9 protein-coding genes are annotated in these 11,710 nt (G+C 39.7%); 4 read left to right on the forward strand and 5 right to left on the reverse strand.

Annotated features, from left to right (window positions below):
* Positions 1–13: 13 nt before the first annotated feature.
* The 4 genes from glgB to glnS form a co-directional block, all read right to left on the reverse strand.
* Entirely contained in the window at positions 14–2,203 is a 2,190-nt protein-coding gene (glgB, locus tag DPV95_RS00490; protein ID WP_049366967.1) for a 1,4-alpha-glucan branching protein GlgB, read from the reverse strand.
* A 35-nt stretch (positions 2,204–2,238) separates the two neighbouring features.
* Positions 2,239–2,631, reverse strand: coding sequence for a hypothetical protein (locus DPV95_RS00495; RefSeq protein ID WP_049366966.1), 393 nt, complete (start codon positions 2,629–2,631; stop codon positions 2,239–2,241).
* 129 nt (positions 2,632–2,760) lie between these two features.
* A complete protein-coding gene (locus tag DPV95_RS00500) occupies positions 2,761–3,201 on the reverse strand; it encodes a YcgN family cysteine cluster protein (RefSeq protein WP_049355663.1) in 441 nt (146 codons plus the stop codon).
* A 66-nt stretch (positions 3,202–3,267) separates the two neighbouring features.
* Positions 3,268–4,941: a glutamine--tRNA ligase gene (gene glnS, locus DPV95_RS00505; protein ID WP_049365844.1), complete on the reverse strand. Its 1,674-nt coding sequence runs from the start codon at positions 4,939–4,941 to the stop codon at positions 3,268–3,270.
* Positions 4,942–5,163: 222 nt separating this feature from the next.
* Here glnS and DPV95_RS00510 point away from each other — a divergent pair, with 222 nt between their 5' ends.
* From DPV95_RS00510 to DPV95_RS00525, 4 genes are all read left to right on the forward strand, one after another.
* Entirely contained in the window at positions 5,164–6,348 is a 1,185-nt protein-coding gene (locus DPV95_RS00510) for an efflux RND transporter periplasmic adaptor subunit (RefSeq protein ID WP_111406436.1), read from the forward strand.
* Positions 6,349–6,365: 17 nt separating this feature from the next.
* Complete coding sequence (locus DPV95_RS00515; RefSeq protein ID WP_111406437.1) at positions 6,366–8,297, forward strand: MacB family efflux pump subunit; 1,932 nt, start codon at positions 6,366–6,368, stop codon at positions 8,295–8,297.
* An 84-nt stretch (positions 8,298–8,381) separates the two neighbouring features.
* Complete coding sequence (tdeA, locus tag DPV95_RS00520) at positions 8,382–9,749, forward strand: toxin/drug exporter TdeA (RefSeq protein WP_111406438.1); 1,368 nt, start codon at positions 8,382–8,384, stop codon at positions 9,747–9,749.
* Positions 9,750–9,800: 51 nt separating this feature from the next.
* Positions 9,801–10,430 carry a histidine phosphatase family protein gene (locus tag DPV95_RS00525; protein ID WP_111406586.1) on the forward strand — a complete coding sequence of 210 codons (630 nt, stop codon included), beginning with the start codon at positions 9,801–9,803 and terminating at the stop codon, positions 10,428–10,430.
* A 73-nt stretch (positions 10,431–10,503) separates the two neighbouring features.
* Here the strand turns inward: DPV95_RS00525 and apbC are convergent, their stop codons facing one another.
* On the reverse strand, positions 10,504–11,616 hold the full coding sequence (apbC, locus tag DPV95_RS00530; RefSeq protein WP_049366956.1) for an iron-sulfur cluster carrier protein ApbC: 1,113 nt from the start codon (positions 11,614–11,616) through the stop codon (positions 10,504–10,506).
* Between the last annotated feature and the right edge of the window lie 94 nt (positions 11,617–11,710).

The following is an 11,710-nucleotide window of genomic DNA, read 5'->3' on the forward strand; positions in this document are numbered from 1 at the left end:
TTCTTCGCTATTGTTATGCTTTATATTTTAAATAGATCGTTGCGAGTGGCGGAATGATCACGCTAATCGAATAGTCACGTCCGTGACTTGCGATCGCTTCGCTTCTCACTGACCCGAAATTACCTACATTTGAACCTTGATAGTACATTGAGTCCGTATTTAAAATTTCTTCGTATTCACCCGCAGCATTCACACCGATACGGTAGCCTTCGCGTGGCACAGGGGTGAAGTTGCTGATCACAATAATGCGTTCGCCATTACTGCTTTTACGTTCAAAAGCAAAGACTGAATTTTCCGCATCATCTACCACTAACCAATCAAAACCTTCAGGTTCGCCGTCTAATTCAAAGAGCGGTGCATTTTTTTGATAAATTCCGTTCAAATCTTTGACTAATTGCAATACACCTTTATGCCATAGGCCACCATGGTTTTCATCAAGTAAGAACCAATCCAAGCTTTCTTCATAATTCCATTCACGACCTTGAGCAAATTCATTCCCCATGAATAATAATTTCTTGCCTGGATAGCCCCACATATAACCGTAGTAAGCGCGCAAGTTAGCAAATTTTTGCCAGGCATCGCCAGGCATTTTACCGAGTAACGAGCATTTGCCGTGTACGACTTCATCATGAGAAAGTGGCAATACAAAGTTTTCGCTGTATTGATAGATCATCCCAAAGGTCATTTTGTCGTGATGATAACGACGATAAACCGGATCGAGTTTCATATAACTTAGGGTATCGTTCATCCAGCCCATGTTCCATTTGAAATTAAACCCAAGTCCACCATTTTCTGTCGGATGAGTTACACCACCAAAAGAAGTAGATTCTTCGGCAATGGAAATCGCGCCAGACACCTCAGAATGAATTTTCCAGTTGGTGTGTTTCAAGAACTCAATCGCTTCTAAATTTTCACGCCCTCCATATTGATTCGGGATCCATTCGCCTTCAGCACGGCTATAATCACGGTAAATCATCGATGCTACTGCATCTACACGGATACCGTCTAGACCAAATCGTTCAAGCCAATACAGAGCATTGCTGGATAAGAAGTTTTTCACTTCATTACGACCATAGTTGTAAATCAAAGTATTCCAGTCTTGGTGATAACCTTCTCGTGGATCTGCATATTCATATAACGCCGAGCCATCGAATGCCACTAAACCATGTGTATCACTTGGGAAATGTCCTGGCACCCAGTCTAAAATGACATTAATGCCTGCTTTATGTGCTTTTTCGACTAAACGTTTAAAAGCTTCAGGCGTACCGAAACGGCTGGTTGGAGAATACAAGCCTATCGGTTGGTAGCCCCAAGAGCCATCGAATGGAAATTCGGAGAGCGGTAAAAATTCAATATGAGTAAAGCCCATATGTTTGACATAAGGAATGAGTTCATCCGCAATTTGGTCATAATCAAGCCAGAAATTATTCTCTAAATTACGTCGCCATGATCCCAAATGCACTTCGTAAATCGAAATAGGTTGATTACGTTGGTTCGCTTTACGACGTTGCTCCGTCATTTCGACTACATCCGGTAACATACTGATTTCTGATGCGGTATCTGGACGTAATTCCGATCTAAATGCATAAGGATCGGCTTTCAAACGAAGGTTGCCATTGCAATCAATTAATTCAAATTTATAGCGTTGACCCAAACTAGCTTTTGGTAAGAATAATTCCCACACCCCACTTGCGGGATGGAAACGCATTGGATGACGGCGACCGTCCCAATAGTTGAAATCACCTACCAATGAAACGCGTTTCGCATTCGGTGCCCATACACGGAAATTCACGCCTGGCACACCATCACATTCGGAGAAATGTGCACCTAATACGTCATAAGGACGTAATAATGAACCTTCTGCTAATAGCCATTGGTCTAAATCATTCATCATCGGATAGAAGCGATATGGATCTTCAATAATTTGGGCTTCTGCGCCCCAATACACTTTTAATTGGTAGGCAAAGAAATGACGAATCTCTGGCATAATCGCAGTAAAAAATCCACGGTCATCCACTTTTTCGAGAGCGACAATGATGGATTGACTTTCTTTATCAATCACTTCGACTTTATCTGCATCGGGTAATAACGCACGAATCTCAATACCATTATGAGTTTCATGCATGCCTAATACAGCAAAAGGATCGGCATGTTTGCCATCAAAAAATGAATTAATTACTGATTGCGTGACTAGTTTCGTCATAACATACTCCTTTATGCTTTAGAAGCTTAATTAATTTACAACCGATTGCATTTTCTCATTTGTTGAGAGACAAAAAGCATTAAACGATAATAGATAAAAGACAAAGCAGGCAATGAAAGTGCGGTTGAATATGGAATTGTATTTTCAAACTGAATTTGGTTTTGCTCGTCAAGCAATTGATAACGCAAAGAAGCATCAGGAGGAGAAGAAAACGCGGTTAAATCATCATGAATGGGTTCGTTTTTAAAGGCACATATGACATTTTGGAACGGCTGATTTTGTCCAATATTCGGCGGAAATTGCAACTGCTCGATAAAATAATCAATACTGGTTGGCGACGCATCAATTAAATGCCCATCAATATCATAATGGGAAAACGAAATGCCAAGATGTTTAGCAGATTGTTTGAATGATAAGGACATTTGCATACAACGAATAATACTTCTACATAATACTTACTAAGTATTATAAGTAAGTGCAATTGAAATACAATTACCAACATTGCAAATTGTGACCTACATCAAAAAACAAATTTCAAAAAGTCTATTAGTGAAAATTTATTCAGTTTCAGTCACAAATTCAAACCAATCAATGACATCTTCTTCGTGTACACCATCTTGAATTAAAATGCCTGCTTTTTTCACAGAGTCAGGATCGCCACTGATTAAGGGATGCCATTCGGGCAAAGGTTTCTCCTCATACAATAAACGATATGCACAAGTATTCGGCAACCAACCAAAATCAGGCAAATTCTTTTTGGTTAGTTTCGTACAATCACTCTCAATCTTAAAACGTTCAGGATAATTACGACACTTTCCTGTTTCCACATCTAAGAGATTGCAAGCAATGCGTGTGTAATAGAGTTTTTCACGCTTGCCTCGCCCTTGAATGTATTTTCGATAACAGCATTTTCCGCAGCCATCACATAAGGCTTCCCATTCGGATTCCGTCATTTCAAGGAGCGATTTTTTTTGCCAAAAATGAGATTCAAATTGCATAGTGAAACCAATAAAAAAGTGCGGTCAAAATTTACGTAATTTGTGACCGCACTTTGTTGTTTAGAATTAGAAGCCTTCTTTTAAGCTTACGGTTAAGTTAAACACTAAGTGCTCTGGACGACTGTCTTTGTTATCCGCACAGAAATAACCTTCGCGTTCAAATTGATAACCTTTTTCAGGTTCTGCATTTGCAAGGCTTTGTTCTACAAAACCGTGTTTCACCACTAAAGAGGTTGGATTTAACACGCTTTCGATCTCTTCTGCTGCACCTGGGTTTGGTACGGTGAAGAGACGTTCATATAAACGGAACTCCGCGGGGTGATTATGTACTGCAGATACCCAGTGAATTACCCCTTTCACTTTACGACCATCAGCTGGATTTTTACCTAAGGTTTCAGGATCGTAAGTACAGAAGATCGTAGTAATCTCACCATTTGCATCTTTCTCTACGCGTTCAGCTTTAATCACGTAGGCGTTACGTAAACGCACTTCTTTACCTAACACTAAACGTTTATATTGTTTGTTTGCTTCTTCACGGAAGTCTGCACGATCAATATAAAGCTCTTTCGTAAATGGTAATTGGCGTTCACCTAATTCAGGACGATTCGGGTGATTTGGCGCCGTTAAGGTTTCTTCGCCTTCAAAGTTTTCAATCACTACACGAACAGGATCAATCACCGCCATTGCACGTGGTGCATTTTCATTTAAATCTTCTCGAATGCATGCTTCAAGCGCAGAATACTCTACGACGTTATCTTGTTTAGTCACACCGATACGACGGCAGAATTCACGTAACGAAGCCGGGGTATAACCGCGACGACGTAAACCTGAAATGGTTGGCATACGCGGATCATTCCAACCATCTACAATGCCATCGTTCACTAATTTCAATAATTTCCGTTTAGACGTTAACGTACCTTCTAAATTTAAACGAGAGAATTCATATTGATGCGGTAATGGACGTTCAATACTGATATTTTCCAACACCCAGTCATATAAACGACGGTTGTCTTGGAACTCTAATGTACATAAAGAGTGTGTAATACGCTCAATCGCATCAGAGATACAGTGAGTGAAATCGTACATTGGGTAAATGCACCATTTATCACCAGTTTGGTGATGGCTCGCAAATTTAATACGGTAAAGCACAGGGTCACGCATGACCATAAATGGTGAAGCCATGTCGATTTTCGCACGAAGACTTAATGTACCTTCGGCAAACTCACCGTTTTTCATTCTTTCAAATAACGCGAGGTTTTCTTCGACACTACGATCACGATATGGGCTGTTTTTACCTGGCTCAGTTAATGTACCGCGATATTCACGCATTTCATCTGGAGAAAGTTCATCCACATACGCTAAACCTTTTTCGATTAACTCAATCGCATAACCATAAAGTGCATCGAAGTAATCAGACGCATAACGCGGCTCGCCTTCCCATTTAAAGCCTAACCATTCCACATCAGCTTTAATGGAATCCACATATTCCACATCTTCTTTCACCGGGTTGGTATCGTCAAAACGTAGGTTACATAAACCGTTATATTCTTTTGCCAAGCCGAAGTTTAAGCAAATCGATTTTGCGTGACCAATGTGCAAATAGCCGTTTGGCTCAGGCGGGAAACGAGTATGAACACTTTTGTGTTTACCCGAAGCTAAATCTTCATCAATAATTTGAGTAATGAAATTGTGTGTGCGGGTATTTTCCGCATTTTCTAGAGTGTGTTCTGTATTGCTCATAAATTTCTCAATAAATTGAAAATAATTTCCCCATTCTATACGAAAAGTCTGGCGTTGTGAATTTGATCCCAAAACTAACCGCACTTTCATTAAATTAATACTGAATTTTTTAGGATTTTTAGGTCTAACTTGAAGATTTTTCGTGCAAACTGAAAAGTTTACCTTTAGAATATCTCTTTACTGAACAAACGTTCATTTTTTTATTAGGATGACAAAGTCTTTATGAAAAAACGCTTTTTTATTTTACTTGGATTAGCCGTTGCTGCTGGTGCAGCTTATTATTTTTTCTCAAGCAATAGCAAACAAGAAACGACTTATCTGACGGAATCCGTTACACGTGGCAATGTGGAAAAAACAGTTGTCGCTTCTGGTTCAGTTGAAAGCGTGAATGAAGTGGATGTTGGTGCCCAAGTTTCGGGTAAAATCACCAAACTCTATGTTAAATTAGGGCAAGAAATCAAAAAAGGCGAAATGATCGCGGATATTGATTCTACAACCCAAGTTAATACCTTAAATACCAAAAAGGCCGCATTAGTCAGCTATCAAGCTCAATTAAAAGCGAAGAAAACCGCTTATGATGTAGCCCTTTCAAGCTATAACCGCTTATCAAAACTTTATACACAAAAAGCGACGTCTTTAGACAGTTTGAATACAGCTAAAAGCACCCTTGATAATGCAAAAGCGGAAATGGAAGCCATTGAAGCCAATATCAAACAAGCTGAAATTGAAGTAAATACCGCAGAAACCAATGTGGGTTATACCAAAATCACCGCACCAATGGATGGTACCGTTGTTTCTGTGCCTGTTTCAGAAGGTCAAACCGTTAATGCCAACCAAACGACGCCGACGATTGTGACCATTGCCGATTTAAGCAAAATGAAAATTAAACCTGAAATTTCAGAGGGCGATATTACTAAAGTTAAGGCTGGCCAAGAAGTCAGCTTTACTATTTTATCAGATAGCCAAACGGTGTATCACTCTGTCATTGATTCTGTTGATCCAGCCAATACCACGACAAGTGATAGCTCTTCAACATCATCTTCGACAAGTTCAAGCAGTAGTAGCTCCACAACCAGTGCGATTTACTATTACGCTAACGTATTAATTGATAACCCTGATCGCACTTTACGCATCGGAATGACAACAGAAAACAACATCAAAATTGCCAATGCAAAAGACGTGTTATTGGTTTCCAATATGGCTATTCAAAAACGTGATGGCAAAAGCTTTGTCAATGTATTAAATGACAAAAATCAGTCTGAACCGCGTGAAGTTAAAACTGGTGTACAAAATGATTTCCACACTGAAATCAAATCCGGCGTAAACGAAGGTGAGAAAGTTATCGTGTCACAAGTCGCGAATGGTGAACAGGTTGGCTCTATGCCTCGTGGTCCAAGAATGTTCTAAAAGTGCGGTAGAAATTAATGAATATTATTGAAATTAAGGATCTCAACCGTTACTTCGGTGAAGGTGAAAATCGCGTTCATATTTTAAATAGTGTCTCTTTAAATATTGAAAAAGGTGATTTCGTCGCGATTATTGGGCAATCTGGTTCGGGTAAATCAACCTTGATGAATATCATCGGATGCTTGGATACGGCAACCAGTGGTTCTTACAAAATCAATGGAAAAGAAACCATTGAATTAAGCAAAGATCAACTTTCAGATTTACGTAGCCAAAAATTTGGCTTTATTTTCCAACGCTATAACTTATTGTCGAGCTTGACCGCAGCAGAAAACGTCGCCTTACCAGCTATTTATGCCGGAATGCCGCAAGAAAAACGTCTTTCTCGTGCGAAGCAACTTTTAGAAAAATTAGGCTTAGGTGATAAATGGCAAAATAAACCCAGCCAGCTTTCTGGTGGTCAGCAACAACGTGTGAGTATTGCGCGTGCGTTGATGAATGGCGGTGAAATTATCTTAGCCGATGAACCCACTGGTGCATTAGATTCGCAAAGCGGACAAAATGTAATGGAAATTCTGCGTCAATTACACGCAGAAGGCCACACTATTATTATGGTAACCCACGATCGTGAAATTGCCGCCAGTGCGAATCGCGTGATTGAAATTAAAGATGGCGAAATCATTGGCGATACACAAAAAGAGGCGGTAAAAAGTGCGGTCGAAAATCAAACCAAATCTAAACCGCACTTTGGGTTCAGCAAAGATCAATTTGTCGAAGCCTTTCGTATGTCTGTGAGTGCCATTATTGCCCACAAAATGCGTTCTCTTTTAACCATGCTCGGGATTATTATCGGGATTACGTCTGTGGTTTCTGTCGTGGCATTGGGAAATGGTTCACAGCAAAAAATCTTAGAGAACATTAAAGGCATTGGTACAAGTACCATGACTATCTTTAACGGTACTGGTTTTGGCGATCGTCGTGCAGAACAGATGCAGAATCTCACAATTAATGATGCCACAGCCTTAAATCAACAAAGCTATGTACAAAGTGTCACGCCAAATAGCTCATCAAGTGGCACATTGATTTACGGCAATCAAACTTTCTCCTCGACCAGTTTAAAAGGTGTAGGCGAACAATATTTTGATGTAGATGGCTTAAAACTAAAATCCGGTAATTTATTTTCTGCTCAAGATGTTGCTGATAACAACCAAGTAGCCTTAATCGATGAAAGTGCGAAAAAGTCGATTTTTCCAGATGAAAATCCCATCGGCAAAATTGTGATGTTTAATAAACGTCCATTACGTATTATTGGTGTGGTATCGGATAAACAAATGGGAGGGGCAAGCAGTTCACTTAATATCTATGCCCCTTACACCACTGTGATGAATCGTATTTCGGGTAGCAAAAAAATTGGTTCGATTACCGTTAAAGTGGATGATTCGGTGAATACTACTGTCGCCGAAAAAGGAATTACTGAATTGCTCACCATGCGTCATGGTAAAAAAGATTTCTTCATCATGAATAGCGATACCATTAAACAAACCATTGAAAGTACCACTGGCACAATGAAATTGCTCATTTCTTCTATCGCCTTTATTTCTTTGATTGTAGGCGGTATTGGGGTAATGAATATTATGTTGGTTTCTGTTACTGAACGAACCAAAGAAATTGGCGTGCGCATGGCTATTGGTGCGAGACAATTTAACATTCTGCAACAATTTTTAATTGAAGCCGTGCTGATTTGTTTAATTGGTGGCGTGACGGGTATTCTACTTTCGGGTTTAATCGGTCTACTCTTTAACGTATTTATGACTGACTTTACGATGGCATTCTCAACCGGCTCAATTGTTGCAGCGGTGGTCTTCTCTACCCTGATTGGTGTGATCTTCGGTTATATGCCGGCAAAACGCGCAGCACAATTAGATCCAATTACCGCCCTTGCGAGAGAATAAAGAAATTTTGTAAAACTCAAAAGAGCGGTTAAAATTCTCACTAATTTTTGACCGCACTTTAATTAAAAAGAAAGGAAAAAATCCATGTTAAAAATGAAAAAATTAACCTTAGCAATCGCGATGACAACTGCTCTAGCAGGTTGTGCTAATATCGGCGATTCTTATAAAGCGAGCCAGCAGGATTACCAAAATTATGCGGAAATCACCAAACAATTTAATGTAAAAGAAAACTGGTGGGCGCTTTACAATGATGCACAATTAAATCGTGTGGTAGAACAAGCATTAGTTAACAACAAAGATTTAGCCAAAGCGTCTGTCGCCGTAAACCGTGCTTTATATAATGCAAACCTTGCAGGCGCAAATTTAATTCCTGCATTTAGCGGTTCAACCCAATCTTCCGCAAGTAAAAATGTGAAAACCGGTGGCAGCTCAGCAGTAAGCCATCAAGGTGCATTAAATGTGAGTTATACGTTAGATTTATGGCAACGCTTAGCAGATACTGCAGATGCCGCCGAATGGTCACACAAAGCAACGGCTGAAGATTTAGAAGCAACGAAACTTTCACTCATCAACTCTGTTGTGACAACCTATTATCAAATTGCCTACTTGAATGATGCGATCAACACCACACAAGAAAGCATTAAATACTACAATGACATTAGCAGCATTATGCAACGCCGTTTATCACAAGGTGTTGCAGACAGCGCAAGCGTAGATCAAGCACAACAAGCGGTATTGAACGCACGTAACAACTTAATCAACTATCAAACGCAACGTAAAACAGCGGAACAAACTTTACGTAACTTACTGAACTTAAAACCAGAAGAAGCATTAAATATCAACTTCCCACACATTCTTAATGTAAAAAATGTAGGCGTGAATTTAAATGTGCCTGTTTCTGTGATTGCGAATCGTCCTGATGTGAAAGGCTATCAATATCGCTTAAGCAGTGCATTCAAAAATGCGAAAGCAACCGAAAAAGGTTGGTTCCCAGAAGTGACTTTAGGCGGCAGCTTAACATCAAGTGGCACTAAAGTCGGTAACGCATTGCACAATCCAGTTGGTACAGGTTTAATCGGCATTAGCCTACCATTCCTCAACTGGAATACGGTGAAATGGAACGTGAAAATCTCTGAAGCCGATTATGAAACCGCACGTTTAAACTACGAGCAAAGTATTACTAAAGCTTTGAATGATGTAGATACCAACTACTTCGCCTATACACAAGCGCAAAGTGCCTTTGCTAACTTGCAAAAAACACACAGCTATAATCAACGTATCACCAAATACTATCGTGATCGTTACAATGCTGGTGTATCTGAATTACGTGAATGGCTCGCCGCGGCAAACACAGAGAAAAGCTCTCAACTTTCTATCTTGAATGCGAAATACAACATCATTCAAGCAGAAAATGCCGTATATAGTTCAATGGCAGGTTATTACTCTCGTTAAAATTATGATTAAGGAAGTTTCGGCTTCCTTAATTTTTTTATGGACATGAAAATGAAAAAACAACTGACTTTTTATTTCATTCGCCACGGTAAAACTGTTTGGAATACAGAAGGTTTAATGCAAGGTCATGGCGATTCCCCTTTGACTGAAGAAGGCGTTAATGGCGCGAAAAAAACAGGTGTGGCACTTAATCATATTCCTTTTGTCGCGGCCTACTCTAGCGTATTAAAACGTACCATCGCGACAGCCTCTCATATTATTGGTGAACGAGATATCCCCCTTTTCCATCACCAAGGTTTAAATGAACAGTATTTTGGTTCTTGGGAAGGCAAAGTTGTTGATACGTTAAGAGAACATCCAGAGTTCAAACAACTCATTAAAGATCCTGCCAATTACAAAGCTCAAGTCAATGGTGGCGAAACGTTTGAACAATTGGGTGAACGTGCGATAAAAGCATTGCAGGATATTATTAAGATCCACGATCAAGGTAATATTCTTATCGTGTCACATGGGCACACCTTACGTTTATTACTGGCATTATTAAATGGCGCAACGTGGCAAAACCACCGCGATGAAGATAAATCGGTATCCCTCATTAATACCTCAATTAGTGTTGTACATTATGACGATGAGAACGGTTTTCGCGTTGAGAAAATGAATGATGCGGATCATTTAAAATAAGCAAATTTAGCCAAAAAAATAACCGCACTTTGGATGACCTAAAGTGCGGTTAATTTTTATGATCTTTTTGTGATTATTTCACTTCGCGGAATAAAATCTCACTTGGAATCACTGAACCTTGCCAGTAAAGCTCAGTTGATACTTTCTCCGCTAAATCTAAGAAAGATTTCGCAATTTCACTATCTGGTGCAGCAACCACAGTTGGTTTACCTGCATCCAAATCTTGACGAACTTGGATATTCAACGGTAACTGAGCTAATACTTTCACATTGTATTTTTGTGCCATTTTTTCTGCACCACCCGTGCCGAAAATCGCTTCGTGATGGCCGCAATTGCTACAAATATGCATAGACATATTTTCCACAATACCTAGCACTGGTACAGACACACGTTCAAACATCGATACACCTTTCACCGCATCTAATAACGCGATGTCTTGTGGTGTTGTGACCACTACCGCACCCGTTACTGGGATTTGTTGTGAAAGCGTTAATTGGATATCACCTGTACCCGGTGGCATATCGATCACTAAGTAATCTAAGCTATCCCATAAGGTTTCATTTAAAAGCTGACTTAATGCACTACTCGCCATTGGACCACGCCAAATAGTTGCATTATCTTCATCCATTAAGAAACCGATCGAGTTTGCAGATAAACCATGTGCTTTAATCGGTGTGATATGTTGGTTATCTGGTGAAGTTGGGCGTTGATGTGGGGCGCCTAACATATGCGGAACAGATGGGCCATAAATATCCGCGTCTAAAATACCCACACGAGCCCCCTGAGCTTGTAAAGCAAGCGCAAGATTCACCGAAACAGAGGATTTTCCTACCCCACCTTTACCTGAAGTCACCGCAATGATGTTCTTCACGCCTTTAACAGCAGGTTGATTATTTGCACGTTTTAAGGTTGCGATTTGATAATTCACCACCCATTTGATTTCTTTACTATGGGTCGCTTTTAATAAGGTATCCGAAAGCTGTTGTTTCACTTGCTCTACGCCAGTGTTCCATGCAAAAGGCAATTGTAATTCAATACGTAATACGTCACCGCCTTTTTCAACTTTCTTCAAAGTTTTTAATTCGATTAAGTCTTTTTGTAAGGTTGGGTGTTGAAATTGTTGGAAAAGTTGCAAAACCTGAGATTGTTGTTCTGCCGTTAAATTTTCAGAAAAAGCAGTTGCCATAATATTCCTTTAATAGTAGTAGGTAGTAGAGTAAATTTGTCAGGGATATTCTACCCCTTTTACACCTCAAATGTTAAGTTAAAAGTATAACTAA

It is taken from the genome of Haemophilus parainfluenzae, from assembly GCF_003252755.1.
In the GTDB taxonomy this organism is placed as follows: domain Bacteria; phylum Pseudomonadota; class Gammaproteobacteria; order Enterobacterales; family Pasteurellaceae; genus Haemophilus_D; species Haemophilus_D parainfluenzae_N.